The organism is Aureisphaera sp. (genome assembly GCF_059726885.1).
Genome location: NZ_AP041051.1, coordinates 3,023,748 through 3,037,747, shown reverse-complemented (window position 1 = coordinate 3,037,747; position 14,000 = coordinate 3,023,748). Strand labels below are relative to the sequence as shown.

Here is a 14,000-nt window from a genome sequence, read left to right as displayed (position 1 = left end):
ATTCAAAATGGTTACACCGCATTTAACCTTAAAAGAGCTATTATTTCAAATAGTCCTTAATATTATTGTGTTTGTTTTTTTTGCTTTTGATAGGCGAATTCCTGGCATAGAGCCACATCAATTTTTTTTCTACCTAAATTATGCAGTGGCAGGATTGATTATAAATTATGTGTTGTTACCGCATTTTTTGTATAAAAATCGGTATTGGAAATTTGCAATTTTCACCTTGGTAGTCATCGCTCTGGTTATTTTTATAGAAGAAGCCTTTTTGGAACAAGTATTTTATCCTGAAACTCGTGGGAAAAGGTTTTTAGGTGTTTTCTATAATCTTTTGAGCACAATGCCTACAATTACCATTTTGGTAGGTTTCAAATTTGCTTGGGATGCATTGAACAAACAACAAGAAGTCCTTGAGTTACGTAATTCGGTCAAGGAAAGTGAATTGCAATACCTTAAATCGCAGATAAATCCACACTTTTTATTCAATAATATGAATAATCTGTATTCATCTGCTGTGGAACAATCGCCAAAAACACCCGAACTTATTTTAGAGCTATCTTCGGTTTTACGCTATATGTTATATGAATGCAAAGCTCAATTCGTTCCGCTAAAAAAAGAAATAGAACATCTAAAACATTATATTAATTTAAGTGAAATGCAGATTGAAGGACGGGGAAATGTGGACGTTGAAATTGACCCGATCCAATTTAATTACCGCATTGCACCTTTAATTCTATCCGTTTTTGTTGAGAATGCTTTTAAACATAGTGCATCCAGCCAGACAGAAAACATTAGAATTGAAGTGAAAACGAATGTTGATGAAAATGGGCTGCTGAAATTTACCTGCAGCAATACCTATCTCCCCCATAGCAATACCGAAAGTCTTGACAGCGGAATAGGATTGGAAAATGTAAAAAAGCGATTGGATTTGATTTATCCAAATTCTCATTACCTTGAAATAAACATCGAAAAAAACCTTTATAAGGTCGATTTAACCATTGATTTAAGTAAAACACAAGTGGAATGAATTGCATCATCATCGAAGACCAATTACCTGCACAACGTATTTTAAAAAAATACATTGCAGATACTAATTCACTCATTTTAGTTGGTGCTTTCACAGATGCTTTAGAAGCAATTCACGTTTTAAAGACTGAAAAAGTTGATTTGATATTCTTGGATATTCACTTGCCCAAAATTTCTGGTATGGATTTTTTGAAAACCTTACCAAATCCACCAGAAGTAATTTTAACAACTGCTTTTCAAGAGTACGCTTTAGAAAGTTACGATTATAATGTGGTCGATTACTTGCTAAAACCTTTTTCATTTCAACGCTTTATAAAAGCCATTTCCAAAGTTGGAATGACGAACGAAAATAATGCTAATGATTTATTGAAAGCAGAAGCGCTAACATTAAATCCTACCGAAGACGTTTATATAAAAAGTGGTTACGAACATATTAGGGTAAAAATAGACGATATTCATTATATAATGGCCGATGCGGATTATACTGAAATTCACTTAAAGAGCAAGATGTATTTATCTTCTGAAACCTTACGTTATTGGCAAGATTTTCTATCAGACAAAGAATTCATGCGTATTCATAAATCGTACATTCTGAACACTACCAAAATCAATAAGGTTTCAGGCAATCAAGTTTTTCTAGAAAATGATGTGATCATACCAATAGGAAGAGCCTATAAAAGTGATTTTATAGTTCGGATTACTAAATAGGTATTTTGTTCATTTCGGTCCTTTTTTTGTGAATCCTTTTTCAGCATTTTAAGTCTTGAAGTGTTTAATATTAAATTGTTTTACAACAGTCTCGTGTATGAAACGTAGCGTATAATTAAACGCTAACTTTTCGGAATTGGCGTTCTTTGCATATAATTGCAAACCCTGCGATTTAGCACTTATTAGCTATGTTTTATACACCGTGTTAGCAACTGGCTTTTTCAGTTAAAGTGTATTTTCATTCCTTCATGGCTTGCTTTGAATCCTAAATCTTCATAGAATTTAATCGCTTTCGGTCGCTTTTTGTCTGTCGTCAATTGTAGTAAATGAGCATTTCGTTTTTTCGCTCGGTCAATGGCCCATTCAAACATTGTTTTTCCAATTCCAAGCCCTCTTTTATCTTTTCTGATTCTTACTGCTTCTATTTGAGCTCGAATACCGCCACGATAAGTCAGGTATTGAATAAAAGACAATTGTAGAGTGCCTATAATTTCAGAATTCTCATTTTCTAAAACAATTAGTTCCTGATTTTGGTCAGAATCTATATTTTCAAATGCGACAAGATATTCAGTCGGTAATGGTATTTGATAATTTTCTCTTTTTTTTCCAAGTTCATCATCAGCAATCATTTCCACAATTTTTGGAACGTCATTTTTAGTGGCTTTTCTAAATTTCATTTTCCAGTTCGGTTTTTTGAGCTTGTTGCTAACAGCATGTATAAATGGCGTAGCGGAGTATAGCCGCTATGAACACTTGACACTTTGTTACCCTTTCGCCTTTTTTAGCCTTTTCCTTATCATATAAATTGATGGAATCAAGATAATCAAATATCCAAGGACTAACAATGTTACGAGCATTGTTAGATTAGAACTCATTACTGTATTATTTGGAATTTCAGTTTTCCAAAAGCCCCATTCGTCTGCCAATTCTGACGCCAAACTCCAATTACCGGTTTCTAAAATGACTATTCCATCCCTGGTCTTAAGATTTATTCTAGCCGCATTGTTAATCGCTGCCCTACTGACCCCGTCATGACCAATAATCAAATCTCCAGCGCCAGTTTTACCAAATATCATTGGACCTAGACCATGCATTCCTTGTCCTGATGGAATGTGACTTTCACTCATCCTATTTATGGTCTCCCTTTTCAATACCTTATTGTCTGAGAAATTTGCTTTAAGAAACAAGGTCATATCTTCGATATTAGTATAAAGGGAAGCAGCTGCGAGTGCCGTGTATTTATAATGAGGTGCAACGGACGAGTCACTATCATAAAATGTCGCTAGATGCAAAGAAGAAGTGTCGGACCAATGAAAAGAGGAGTTCTCCATTTTCAAAGGTTTAAAAACAGTTTCTGTCATGTAATCATTAAAGGATTGGCCACTGACTTCTTCTATTATTAATTGAAGTAGCGTGTACCCACCTCCTGAGTATTTGTATTCAGTGCCGGGTTGATAACCCACTTTTGTTATTCCTTCGGTATAGAATGCGTCTGTCGCTTTAGTTAATGATTCTTCTAAAGTCTGGACAGAGTCTTGAGTAGTAAATCCAGCATATCCAAGACCATCAATAAGTCCAGAAGTATGACAAAGTAGATTGCGAATGGTAACTTCATTATTATTGAATTCACTTTCAGGTAAATGCCATCGGCTAAGGTGTTTTTCAACGGAATCATCAAGGGTGATTTTACCCTCTTCAATTAATGCAAATACTCCCCAAGCAGTCACCCATTTACTTACTGAAGCCATTTGAAAAATGGAATGTTTATCGATTGGCTCGTCAATAGAGTAATAATAATCTTCGGAGACTTCTCCACCCTCCAATAGTACCATAGCTAAATTTCCAACAAACTCATTTTCAAGCTTTGCTTCGGTCGCCTCGACAAATGATGCGGAAGTATCTTTTGATGTAATTGATTTTAGTAGAAGACCAGTGCTAGCTCCAAAATTAATAATAGCGGTCCATGCCAAAAGTATCAAAACTAGTAGAGCTATATATTTGACTTTTCTCATTTATTAGTATTTAATTCCTGATCCTCTTTGATGAAGGGTACCAGTCAGGTTATACCCATTGTTGTGCAACGAATTTTATTCTTTTTTAAACATGATTTGAGCAAAGTTCCAAAAAGCTTCAATTCCCAATGCATTGAGTTTAGGTTGGTGGCTTGTCAATTCGATTCGCCCGTTCCGCTTTTTAATTTTATACTCAATGTCCTCTTTTATATCTGAACCTTTCTCCTGAATTCTAATTTGAGTCTGTCCAATTCTCTCCCAATTGAACACTCCAATTTGATTATATCCGCCTATTTCATCATCTCCTTCTGACCAGCTTTTATATGCTCCGGTTCCATCAGGCTTTATATTCATCCATGAACCCATAATCATCATAAACCCGCTTCCATCGTCCGAATTCCACTCTCCGCACAATTCATCCTTTTGCATGCCACGTTTTCTATTTCTAAATAAGTCTATAAACATCTATGTCAAGAATATTGCTTAATCCAAAAGCTTTTTAAAAAAGAGAGAATCAATTAGCAACGGAATCGCTAAAGTTGCAGAAATCACAATTAGGGATACTATCAAATCAGGCCACTTTTCGCCGCCACCAGCACTTATTTCAGGTTCTCGTTTGAAGAGGATGTAGAAAGGAAATCTGACTATTTTGAATAAAATCAAAAAAGTAAATGTCATTTGTGATCCAATGTAAACAAGAAACTTGTTTTCTGTTTCAGCATATTTTTGGTATAAAATGCCCGCAATTAAAACAACAATTGAAATTAATAAGTGCTTAATAAAAACAGATCGATACTTAAGTTTCTGTTGATCCAAAACCAGAATCCAACCAAAAGGGATAGCCATTATTAAAAAAAATATAATAGTGTCAATGTTCACTTTTGATCAAGGGTTTTTAGATATGTTGCACAATGTGTTTGTGTATGGTGCGTTGCCATATTAGTAGGAGAGAGTTTAAAGTTAGCCAAATTTTGGCAATGTGTTATACACGCTGTTAGCCATAGTTATTACTCTGGTATCAGTCGAAATTTGGTTCTCATATTTCCGCCAAGTCCCATCATCGAAAAGTTGGTTTGGATTTCCATATCACCGTCATATTCAATCCACATTCCTTTATTAATTGAGAAATGACCTATGGCTTGATGTGTCATTTTCATATAGGTTTCTTCATCACTTTTTCCGGTAAACATGGTCATGGGTCCGTTACCAAAGTTGCCAGATACAAACTCTTCAATGTCATATTTAATCACAGCAATTTGGTCGCCATTTTTTTCAATAATTTTATCAAGGTAGACCTCGTTCCTCTTGAACAACGTGTCCGCAATAAAATTTTGGTCCATTGCAATCATATCGACATTTAAGCTCCACTTGTCACCTACTATGACAGGTTTATTCGGCAGTTCAAATAATATCGAAACCAGATTGTTTTGAGCCCTTTTGTAGTAAAAACTTAAGAGTTCGCCATTCTGGCTCACCTTGCCGCGAAGGACAACGTTACCATTCATTGCTGCCATTCCAGTAAATATGTTTTCGGTTGTATCGGTCTTATCTTTTTTAATCAACATCGCGATATCGATGTTTTTCATTCTGTCAGGATAAAGTTTCGTCTCATATTTCAAATTACCCATGCTTTCCTTCATATTCTTAAAAATATCAGAAGCCTTTCCAAATATTGTATCATTTGTCTGCTCTTGTTTTGCTTGCTCTACTGGAATGTCCGTCATAACAGTTTTATAAGTGAGCGTATCATTTATTATCCACTTTAAATCTACAGTTTTGTCCTCCTGAGCATTTACTGAAGAAATGGTAATAATAATAATTAGCAATAATTTTCTCATAATTGTGGGTAAAGTGTTCGTGTATGGCTCGTGCCGCATTTTCGGCAGAGTGAGTAACACGAAAATTAATTAAACTAAAAGTAATGAATTTTTGTGTTTAGCGAAGGCATGAGCTATACGCGTTGTTGTAGGTAGTTTTATTTAGTTTCAGGAAATTCAACTGCAATTACCTCCGCCTCACCGACTTTAATTGGACCTTCATGAATCCACCATTTTCTTCCTATATCCAAATATTCATCAATAGGTTGTCTCGTTAAAAATCGGACTGTTACCTCATGAGTTTCACCAGGCAAAATCCATTCATTTTGAGCAAATTGAATATCTCCCATAAATGCATATCTCATTTGACCGTCTGATTCATATTCAAACACGTGATTGGGTCTGTAGCCAGAATTTATTCCCGTTTTACGACCACTTTGTTCTGTTGGTAATAACGTAAAACTGGCTTTTACATGAATTAAGTCTGGTGTTTCCTCTAAGTCGAAATCAGTTATGCTATAATCTGTATATTTTCCATAGGCAAAGTGATCAAACACCTTTCCGTAGCCCAAATTCAGCCACCTTTTGTAAATCAATTTACCATTGAAATACAAATACAATTCATTGTCATCCTTTATTTCCTTTTTTACAATCATTGGCTTAAATTACCTACAACGGTCTCGGCTATGAGTAGTTGCGTGGGTTAGCACTTAACTTAGCAAGTACACACCAAACTGACACGAGCGCAGCGAACTGGCACCAGTAAAATCCGCAAGGATTTTCAGAAGCGATGCCCTGAGTTTGTCGAAGGGTAAGCGAGTACTAGCTATTACTTATAGCCATTGTTAGCAAACGTTTTTATTTAGTCAATTCGTAGTATTTAAATCGACCGTTCTTTTTATTTTCTTTTTTATATCCTTTAGCATCTTTGTATTCAGGAATTTTAAAGGCACTATTTTCAATTACCTTATTATTGATTTTAACTAATTTATATTCCTCATATAAGTCCGCATTTTTAACGTCCAACTTATAATAGAAGAGTATAGAGTTTTTCAATTCAGATGCTATTTCGTCAGGATGTATTTGTTCTCCAATATTCCTTAATATGTTGCGATTGTCAGTCAGCTTAAATTCTTTAGAATCGGAATAAACATAAGTTTCGTTCCCATATTCTCTTTCCACGAATAGCTTCTTTAATTCACGATTTTCTTTGTCAAAATTTATAATTGTGTCTGATTTTGATAACGAAACTATTTTTCCAAAATGAGAATTTTCTCGATTGTAAAGTTTTCCAAAATTCAGGTTATCCTCATTCATTGAGAGGTTTTTAGATTTACTCAAGTTGTCTTTATAGATTACATAAACTTTTCTCAAAGAATCAATGAAAAGTATTTTTTCATAGTTCTTTTTGTTTGTCAGTTTTATGTAATTCTTGTCCTTATAAGTTATTGTTAGAGTATCGTAAAACTTTCTTGATTCGGAATAATTTTTTGAGTTCATTTTCATATCGTGATGATAAATCAATTCTCCTTCAAATACTTTTTCGGTAGATGAGACATTAATGAATAAAATACAAATAATGAATGTCAATATCTTCATTTCTCAAATGTTTGCTAACGCCTCACGGCTATGGCGAGTAGTGTTGTTCCGCTTTAGCGGTACAAAAGCTACGGGTAGCCATTAGACACTAATTCGCTATAGCCCTTGTTAGGGAAAGTACCGAGATAGCGGTTGTGAGAGCCTGTTATTGGGTATTAAATATAAAGTTATTTTGGCGAATTTGCAGTCGTACTGTGAGGCGTTAGAGGAAAATAGTTCAAGAGGGAATCCCAACTTGTTGGGATGGCTTGAACGACCGCAGGTATTTTCCTCTAACGGTCTCGGCTATGAACAGTTGCGTGGGTTAGCACTAAACTTTGCCAGTATACACCAAACTGACACGAGCCCAGCGAACTGGTGCCAGCAATTCAACCGCGATGAACTCTACGCTTTATCAACCAATGTTTTTTATTTCTTTTTTTATTTTTTCAACCCAACTTTTGTCAGATTGTTCAACTATAATTGCCTTAAAGTTAAATCGATTGGCTTCTATTCCGACACCTTTTGAATCGTCAATATGTATGTCAAAGTCAAAAGCTGAAGGGAACTTAGACGAAATTATATTTAAAGATTTTAAGGTCCGCTCATTTTCTTTTTGATTGACAATTCGGTCAACTTTTATTCCATAATATTTTAAGAACCTTCTTATTTTTCCTTTAGTTCTAAAAGATGTAGTATAGATATGAATTTTGTGTCCTTCTTTTTGCAATTCAGAAATCAGTTCGGAACTACCAATTCTTATTCTTTCAATTCCGAAAAATTTTGCTATAACGCTTCTCTTTTCAGTATCAAATTCATCCCCATTTGGTATTAAAGTACTATCTAAATCAAAGCTGATATTCATTTTCCAGGGTTGGGTAACGTTCCTGCTTAAAAGCTTAGAAACGGTTTGGTTGGTAAAGTCTATGATTTTTAGCCATTGTTGGGTTTAATGCGTTTAATTTTTCATTTTTACATCGACTTTAACCTTGCCGTCTTTGTCCCTTGTAATAGTTCTTTTAGTGTCAGGCCGTAAGTTGCCTTTCAAAACTTCCTTAACATCATTTTTAAGCTTTTCAAAGTCAATATCTTCGTTATAAGTATATGAATACAGGGTACCACTCACGTCTTCGGTGGCTGTTTCCAGTCTTTTGTCCATTACGTAGTCAAAATTTTCATTATTACCGTGAAACATTAAAACGTGTAATCGGTAAAGTTGGTCTTTATCGGAACCATCTTGATTTGTACTGTAAACATAGTATACTACTTTTGTAAAACTACTGGAAAATCGGTCTTTTGGTAATTCTGCATACCATTCATAACCCCAAATGTTTTTGTCCTCGAATTTGAAAAAATCATAATTGAAATATTCGTCAATTCCCTCAGGTAACACACCATTCCTTCTGGCCTCATACATTTTCTCTTTCCATTTTTTGCCTTCTTGAAAATTCCCTGAACCATAATAAGAAACAATAATGTTTTTTATCATAAAGTATTTTCTTTTGGCAAATTCCTTATCAAATAGTTCTATTCCTTTTTCAATTCCATCCAGTGCCTCAAGCCCAAATTCAAGGGATTTATCAAAATTTTCTTGAAGTCTATTAACCTCTTCCAGATAGGTTGCAGTTCCTACTTTGTACCAAAGCGAGTACTCATATAAAGTATCATTTTTAGGCAAGCTTTTTTCCAATTCGTTGAATTTAACATAAGCAGAGTCAATATCATTTGTTTGTAAAAAGCTTTCCGCTTTTTTATATTCTATTAGATAGTCCCTTTGTCCAAATCCAATTATCGGTATTAACAGTAAAATCAGAAACTTTATTTTTTTCATAAATGTTTTTTTGGCATTCGGCCCAACGGTCTAAAGGCTATGATATACATTTTATTTTGGTCTGGCACAAAACCACCATGAAATATAGCCATTGTTGCAGGTAGCTTTTTAATCTAGCGAATTAAGATACTTTTTTCTTTTAAATGCATTGTAATCATCAATTACAAGTCCATTGGAGGTATAAAAAAACACCGAGTCAGAGTCCATTTTCTTGATTATTGAATCTCCAATCATTAGGTTGTCAAATAATTCTCTATAAACTATTAATTCAGGTCCATTTTTTAGATGGATTTTATTTCCTTTCGTAGGATGTTCGTCAATTTTCTTAGAGAGGGTTGCTTTGAATCCCATGTCTTTAAACCCGAAATATTCCTTTCGTAAGTAATGGTCCGAGTTTAAATACCAAATCAACGCTCCAAAAATTACTACGAAGGTCCCCAGAACTGAAAATTGAACCTGTTTTAAATTGAAATCACTCATTCTTAAATCACCTACAACGGTCACGCGGGTAAAGCGAGTAGCGTTATCGGGCTTGCCCGATAGTGAGCTACGGCAGCTTTTAACGCTATTTGTTTTTAGCCGCAAGTTGGTATATGTGCCGAGGCACCCTGCTCTGTATTGGTTATAAAGATATGTAATAACAACAAATAGCAGTGTACTGCGTGACCATTGGTAAAAATAGGATTAAAACGAGCCATGAAGTGGCGGTTTAACCGTGCCGTCAGGCATTTTTACCAACGTGTTCGTGCATGGTTTGTGGTGTTTGCGACCTAAGTTAGCAAAAAGGAAGGGAAGAGTGGATGGATTTCGCAAGAAATCCCTGAACATCGTTTAAACACTATGAACTATACACGTTGTTGGCAACAGTTATATTTCCTTTTTTTGTCCATCAGATAATACTCGATAGTAGGTTTCATTTTCAATTAGAAGTCCTTCTGACTTTCTATTGGGCCAATTTTTGTGATAATCCTTAGGATGTTGCACATCTATAGCTATCACCTTCCCCTCAAACTGCCTGTTTACTTTTTTCTGTATAGTATGTCCTACAATAATGTCTTTAGCATTAAAATTATCAAGTCCTTTTTGAACTTGATCGAATGTTACATCATCTTTAAAGTAGCCACGATACCAAGAAGGACCCTTGAAAGTTGAGATTAACAACTGTTCAGTACTTTTTATTCTTTTTGGATAAAACGTATTACGATAATTTGCTCTGACAATTTTGTTTATTTCTTCAATAGGCATATTTGCTTCCGCAACATCTGGATGTACTCCTCCGTGTACAAATAGGTGGCCGTTGATTCGTTCTACCGTGTTTTTACTTTCTAGCCATCTGCCTAAAAATGAATTGCTATCGTATAAATTATGCTGCTGTTTGCCTAGTATAGCTGAAACATAATTATATTTAGGAGAGGCAGCTTCATAATTACCTTGCAAATTCTTTATTTCGTGATTTCCAAGTATAAAATGTACAGTACCACCATGATTTTTAGCATTCTGCTCTAACTTATAAATAAACCATAGAACTTGCGTGGTAGAAAACCCTCTATCCACAAAATCTCCCACCAAAACAAGATGTCCTTTACCAAAAGTCCACTGTAATTGTTCATCTATTACCCGACTATGGATTAAAAAATCCCTGAACGATTTGAAGCCACTTTCAATATCAGAAATTGCTAAAATCTTTTCATCGTCTTTGTAAGTTGCCATTGGCGTTTCAATTATGTCGTTGTCTATTGAAAAATTGAAACTTGTGTCATCAAGGGCAAAATAACACTTTAAAGGAATGGTTTTTGATGTTGAGTACTTTTCTTGGTTTACATAAAAACCATCTTTTTGATTTCCTTTTACATACTGTACGTTGACTGTACTGTCATTTTCATAAAATACATAAGGTCCTTCATTATCCCAGTTCATTTTTAAATTATTATCTCCATAATGAATACCGCCATTTTCTGATAGTAACACATAAAGTGTTCCTATTGATAATAGTAATAGTGTTCCAAAAATGTGCTTGAAGTAGCGTAAGATTCTTTTTTTCATTGTAATAGATTTTGATGATTATTAGTTTTTTATCATCGCAAATATGAAAGGAAGGTGTAACTCAAGAAAGTAAATGTGATGAACGACTAAAAATGTGTGGCACATACCTGTTTTAAAATAAAAATCATCTTATACCATATAACATCAAAGTCATCACAGCTTTGATATAGTTTGTCACTTTTGTTTTAAAAACGCTTTTAATAAAACGTATTTTGCGATATGAATTTTACACTATCAAAAAGCAAAAGGCTAATTATATTCAGCATAATCGTTGGAATTGCTTTAATTCCTATCTTAATTACTGCTTATCAAATCATTACCACCTCTGACAAATCTGTGGTATTTTTGGAAGGTTTTCATCCCAATGTAGCGAGGATAATAGAAGGCTATTATGTTCTACTACTAATTTTAGCTCTTCTATGGATAACTATGCAAATAAAGGCTATAGTGCAATTGAAAAATGAGAAAAAGAAGAATGAACTACTGCATTTACAAAGCCAAGTAAATCCACATTTCTTTTTTAATATACTTAACAATTTATATGGACTAATAGATGTAGATTCTGAAAAAGCCAAAAACCTCATTCTAAAACTTTCTGAATTAATGAGATATAGTATTTACGAAGGTGAGAGAAAGACAGTAGCACTAAAGGAAGAAATTAAATACTTAAAAAACTATATTGAGCTACATCGAATGCGTTATCATAAAGACATTGACATTACATTCAATATTGAGATAGATAAAGACCGTTATAAAATAATGCCATTGCTTTATATCATTCTTTTGGAGAATGCATTTAAACATGGGGTAGAAAATTTACGAGAAAATTCTTTTGTGGATATAAATTTGGTGGCATCTTTAGGGCAGATTTCTTTTGAGGTCAAAAATAATTTTGATTCCGAAGAACTGCCAAAAAAACCGGGAATAGGTTTACAAAACCTAAAACGTAGATTAGACTTGGTATATCCTAAAAAGCACAATCTCATCTTTACAAAAACCAAAGATGTCCATACTGTTACATTACAATTAGAATTATGATTAAATATATTATCATAGATGATGAACATATAGCTCACGAAATTATTAAAGGGTATTGTGATAAAATGCAGAGTATGGAATTAATGAAGAATTGCTATGATGCCTTGGAAGCCTTGGATTATTTAAGAGAAAACCAAGTGGATTTGATATTTTTAGATATCAATTTGCCTAAGCTAAAAGGATTCGAATTTTTAAAAACACTCACTGCGCCACCTAAAGTAATTGTTACTACAGCCTATCAAGAATATGCTTTGGAAGGCTATACACTAGATGTAGTCGACTATTTATTAAAGCCCTTTAGTTTTGAACGATTTTTGAAAGCACTTAATAAGGTAATACTCGTAAATCCTACTTTAAGTAATGACAACAAAGACAATAAACAATCAGATTTAATGTTTGTTTATGCCAACAAAACTCACACGCAAATTAGCATTAGCAGTATAAGTCATATTGAAGCTGCTGGAAATTACGTGAAGATATATACCACAAACGAAACATTTACGATAAGGGATAAAATTTCAAATATAATTTATAGACTACCCAAAGATAATTTCATACAAGTCCATAAGTCCTTTGTCGTTTCAAGACAGCACATTCATTCAGTTGAAGGAAACAGAATTAAAATTGCAGACTACATTGTTCCCATAGGAAAGTCCTATAAAAATGAAATAAATAAATTGTTGAAGTAGTTAGTTGTCTTTAATTGTTGCCAACGGTTTTGTGTATGAGTAGTAGCGGATTTCACACCACTAAGCTGCTGGATAGCAAGATACTTATAAAAACGCAAAAACGGCTCAAGTATGCACTCGAACCGTTATTGCTTATACACAATGTTAGGCACTGCCTTTTATGAATCTTTAGCCATTTTTTCTGTCATTTCCTCAAGTGAACTTAGCATAAAAGCTTGAAATTGTTCTTCAGTCATTTGTGGGTTTTCCATAAACTCATCATAGTTCGACCACCAAACAAGTATGCACTTTCCATAACCAAGGTCAACTACTTGCATGAAGTTAGTCATTCCTTTTACAGGTGCTCCCTCAAGTACAGAATAGGAAAAGCTTCGTGATGATTCGTCATAAGCAACAATTTTTTCTTTGAAGAATCCTTTCCCATCTGGTGTGTGGCAAATTCTTTCTCCTCCAACTCCCATATTACCGCTCCAATCTACCTTTGCAATTACAGAGGAATATTTATGTACTTGGTCTAGTTTTCTAACTGTCTTCCACATTTCATCTGCGGACTTATTTACTACCTTACTAAATTGAACTTTTGGCTCACCCATACTTTGGGCAGTGGCCAAATTCGCACTTAATAGAAGAACGAATGTGCTTAATAATAAATTTTTAATTTGCATTGTTAATGATTTTTATAGTTTACCTTTTGATACAGTATTAATTGATGTGTTACAGAATTAAGCTACTTTCTCTCGATTTTTTGCCAATTCTTTTTGCTTATAATCGCTTGGGTTACCTGTTTCAACGAATATTTTTAGGTCTTCAATAACGCCTGCTACTGTTTTGTTGAGTTGCATTTTCATCATTGGACCCATAATGGTCCCTTTAAAGCCTTTGGTTTGCATTTTCATGTGCATGCTTACAAGCGTATTGCTTCCCTTTCTTTCCAAAGACCATGTATTAACAGCGGAAGTGATAAAACCAGGAAAGCCTTTAACGACTTCGTAAGCCAACACGTAATTTTTTGAATCGAATTTTTTGATGTCTTCCTGAATTGTTCCAAAGCCAGCAACTTCGCAGGTTCTGTTGCTACATTCTGCCCCATCAAATTTTGATTTTCCAAAACCTTCGGAATGAGTCAAGCCTCTTGCCCATTTGTAGGCAGTTGTAAATTGATTCCCCAAAACCTCCCATACCTCTTGAATTGGACGATTAATTACGATTTCTTTTTTTATTTCCATTTTGTTTGAATTTTTAATTTATCATTTTGATA

17 protein-coding genes are annotated in these 14,000 nt (G+C 34.2%); 4 read left to right on the top strand and 13 right to left on the bottom strand.

The window, feature by feature from the left end; all coding sequences use genetic code 11:
• Positions 1 to 340 precede the first annotated feature (340 nt).
• Positions 341 to 1,027 carry a sensor histidine kinase gene (locus AC6JAD_RS13550; protein ID WP_497865589.1) on the top strand — a complete coding sequence of 229 codons (687 nt, stop codon included), beginning with the start codon at positions 341 to 343 and terminating at the stop codon, positions 1,025 to 1,027.
• Entirely contained in the window at positions 1,024 to 1,734 is a 711-nt protein-coding gene (locus tag AC6JAD_RS13545; protein ID WP_461302880.1) for a LytR/AlgR family response regulator transcription factor, read from the top strand. Before AC6JAD_RS13550 ends, AC6JAD_RS13545 begins: the two co-directional genes overlap by 4 nt.
• Before the next feature lie 221 nt (positions 1,735 to 1,955).
• Here the strand turns inward: AC6JAD_RS13545 and AC6JAD_RS13540 are convergent, their stop codons facing one another.
• From AC6JAD_RS13540 to AC6JAD_RS13490, 11 genes are all read right to left on the bottom strand, one after another.
• Positions 1,956 to 2,411, bottom strand: a complete 456-nt coding sequence (locus AC6JAD_RS13540) for a GNAT family N-acetyltransferase (RefSeq protein WP_461302879.1) — start codon at positions 2,409 to 2,411, stop codon at positions 1,956 to 1,958.
• An 87-nt stretch (positions 2,412 to 2,498) separates the two neighbouring features.
• Positions 2,499 to 3,746 carry a serine hydrolase domain-containing protein gene (locus tag AC6JAD_RS13535; RefSeq protein WP_461302878.1) on the bottom strand — a complete coding sequence of 416 codons (1,248 nt, stop codon included), beginning with the start codon at positions 3,744 to 3,746 and terminating at the stop codon, positions 2,499 to 2,501.
• A 75-nt stretch (positions 3,747 to 3,821) separates the two neighbouring features.
• Entirely contained in the window at positions 3,822 to 4,175 is a 354-nt protein-coding gene (locus AC6JAD_RS13530; protein ID WP_497865586.1) for a hypothetical protein, read from the bottom strand.
• Between the two features lie 54 nt (positions 4,176 to 4,229).
• The gene (locus tag AC6JAD_RS13525; RefSeq protein WP_461302876.1) at positions 4,230 to 4,625 is read right to left on the bottom strand and encodes a hypothetical protein; all 396 of its coding nucleotides are present in this window, start codon (positions 4,623 to 4,625) and stop codon (positions 4,230 to 4,232) included.
• A 128-nt stretch (positions 4,626 to 4,753) separates the two neighbouring features.
• Positions 4,754 to 5,584, bottom strand: a complete 831-nt coding sequence (locus tag AC6JAD_RS13520; protein ID WP_461302875.1) for a hypothetical protein — start codon at positions 5,582 to 5,584, stop codon at positions 4,754 to 4,756.
• Positions 5,585 to 5,721: 137 nt separating this feature from the next.
• The gene (locus AC6JAD_RS13515) at positions 5,722 to 6,219 is read right to left on the bottom strand and encodes a hypothetical protein (RefSeq protein WP_461302874.1); all 498 of its coding nucleotides are present in this window, start codon (positions 6,217 to 6,219) and stop codon (positions 5,722 to 5,724) included.
• A 202-nt stretch (positions 6,220 to 6,421) separates the two neighbouring features.
• On the bottom strand, positions 6,422 to 7,162 hold the full coding sequence (locus AC6JAD_RS13510; RefSeq protein ID WP_497865584.1) for a hypothetical protein: 741 nt from the start codon (positions 7,160 to 7,162) through the stop codon (positions 6,422 to 6,424).
• Between the two features lie 394 nt (positions 7,163 to 7,556).
• The gene (locus AC6JAD_RS13505; protein ID WP_461302872.1) at positions 7,557 to 8,006 is read right to left on the bottom strand and encodes an HAD family hydrolase; all 450 of its coding nucleotides are present in this window, start codon (positions 8,004 to 8,006) and stop codon (positions 7,557 to 7,559) included.
• Between the two features lie 93 nt (positions 8,007 to 8,099).
• Positions 8,100 to 8,972 (bottom strand): hypothetical protein, encoded by an 873-nt coding sequence (locus AC6JAD_RS13500; protein ID WP_461302871.1) that lies wholly within the window; start codon positions 8,970 to 8,972, stop codon positions 8,100 to 8,102.
• Between the two features lie 108 nt (positions 8,973 to 9,080).
• Entirely contained in the window at positions 9,081 to 9,557 is a 477-nt protein-coding gene (locus tag AC6JAD_RS13495; protein ID WP_461302870.1) for a hypothetical protein, read from the bottom strand.
• Positions 9,558 to 9,839: 282 nt separating this feature from the next.
• On the bottom strand, positions 9,840 to 11,015 hold the full coding sequence (locus tag AC6JAD_RS13490; protein WP_461302869.1) for a metallophosphoesterase: 1,176 nt from the start codon (positions 11,013 to 11,015) through the stop codon (positions 9,840 to 9,842).
• 219 nt (positions 11,016 to 11,234) lie between these two features.
• Between AC6JAD_RS13490 and AC6JAD_RS13485 the strand changes: the two genes are divergently transcribed.
• Both AC6JAD_RS13485 and AC6JAD_RS13480 read left to right on the top strand, forming a co-directional pair.
• Positions 11,235 to 12,053, top strand: coding sequence for a sensor histidine kinase (locus AC6JAD_RS13485; RefSeq protein ID WP_461302868.1), 819 nt, complete (start codon positions 11,235 to 11,237; stop codon positions 12,051 to 12,053).
• Positions 12,050 to 12,742, top strand: coding sequence for a LytR/AlgR family response regulator transcription factor (locus AC6JAD_RS13480; RefSeq protein WP_461302867.1), 693 nt, complete (start codon positions 12,050 to 12,052; stop codon positions 12,740 to 12,742). Before AC6JAD_RS13485 ends, AC6JAD_RS13480 begins: the two co-directional genes overlap by 4 nt.
• Before the next feature lie 158 nt (positions 12,743 to 12,900).
• Here the strand turns inward: AC6JAD_RS13480 and AC6JAD_RS13475 are convergent, their stop codons facing one another.
• Together AC6JAD_RS13475 and AC6JAD_RS13470 are read right to left on the bottom strand one after the other, a co-directional pair.
• A complete protein-coding gene (locus tag AC6JAD_RS13475; RefSeq protein ID WP_461302866.1) occupies positions 12,901 to 13,407 on the bottom strand; it encodes an SRPBCC family protein in 507 nt (168 codons plus the stop codon).
• Positions 13,408 to 13,464: 57 nt separating this feature from the next.
• On the bottom strand, positions 13,465 to 13,968 hold the full coding sequence (locus tag AC6JAD_RS13470; protein ID WP_461302865.1) for an SRPBCC family protein: 504 nt from the start codon (positions 13,966 to 13,968) through the stop codon (positions 13,465 to 13,467).
• Positions 13,969 to 14,000: the final 32 nt, after the last annotated feature.

What these genes read in the sequence shown, in the direction of transcription:
- AC6JAD_RS13510 (WP_497865584.1), bottom strand. Translation starts at nt 7,162, where the DNA reads ATGAAGATATTGACATTCATTATTTGTATTTTATTCATTAATGTCTCA.
- AC6JAD_RS13490 (WP_461302869.1), bottom strand. Translation starts at nt 11,015, where the DNA reads ATGAAAAAAAGAATCTTACGCTACTTCAAGCACATTTTTGGAACACTA.
- AC6JAD_RS13545 (WP_461302880.1), top strand. Translation starts at nt 1,024, where the DNA reads ATGAATTGCATCATCATCGAAGACCAATTACCTGCACAACGTATTTTA.
- AC6JAD_RS13515 (WP_461302874.1), bottom strand. Translation starts at nt 6,219, where the DNA reads ATGATTGTAAAAAAGGAAATAAAGGATGACAATGAATTGTATTTGTAT.
- AC6JAD_RS13540 (WP_461302879.1), bottom strand. Translation starts at nt 2,411, where the DNA reads ATGAAATTTAGAAAAGCCACTAAAAATGACGTTCCAAAAATTGTGGAA.
- AC6JAD_RS13505 (WP_461302872.1), bottom strand. Translation starts at nt 8,006, where the DNA reads ATGAATATCAGCTTTGATTTAGATAGTACTTTAATACCAAATGGGGAT.
- AC6JAD_RS13480 (WP_461302867.1), top strand. Translation starts at nt 12,050, where the DNA reads ATGATTAAATATATTATCATAGATGATGAACATATAGCTCACGAAATT.
- AC6JAD_RS13485 (WP_461302868.1), top strand. Translation starts at nt 11,235, where the DNA reads ATGAATTTTACACTATCAAAAAGCAAAAGGCTAATTATATTCAGCATA.
- AC6JAD_RS13530 (WP_497865586.1), bottom strand. Translation starts at nt 4,175, where the DNA reads ATGCAAAAGGATGAATTGTGCGGAGAGTGGAATTCGGACGATGGAAGC.
- AC6JAD_RS13470 (WP_461302865.1), bottom strand. Translation starts at nt 13,968, where the DNA reads ATGGAAATAAAAAAAGAAATCGTAATTAATCGTCCAATTCAAGAGGTA.
- AC6JAD_RS13520 (WP_461302875.1), bottom strand. Translation starts at nt 5,584, where the DNA reads ATGAGAAAATTATTGCTAATTATTATTATTACCATTTCTTCAGTAAAT.
- AC6JAD_RS13535 (WP_461302878.1), bottom strand. Translation starts at nt 3,746, where the DNA reads ATGAGAAAAGTCAAATATATAGCTCTACTAGTTTTGATACTTTTGGCA.
- AC6JAD_RS13500 (WP_461302871.1), bottom strand. Translation starts at nt 8,972, where the DNA reads ATGAAAAAAATAAAGTTTCTGATTTTACTGTTAATACCGATAATTGGA.
- AC6JAD_RS13475 (WP_461302866.1), bottom strand. Translation starts at nt 13,407, where the DNA reads ATGCAAATTAAAAATTTATTATTAAGCACATTCGTTCTTCTATTAAGT.
- AC6JAD_RS13550 (WP_497865589.1), top strand. Translation starts at nt 341, where the DNA reads ATGCCTACAATTACCATTTTGGTAGGTTTCAAATTTGCTTGGGATGCA.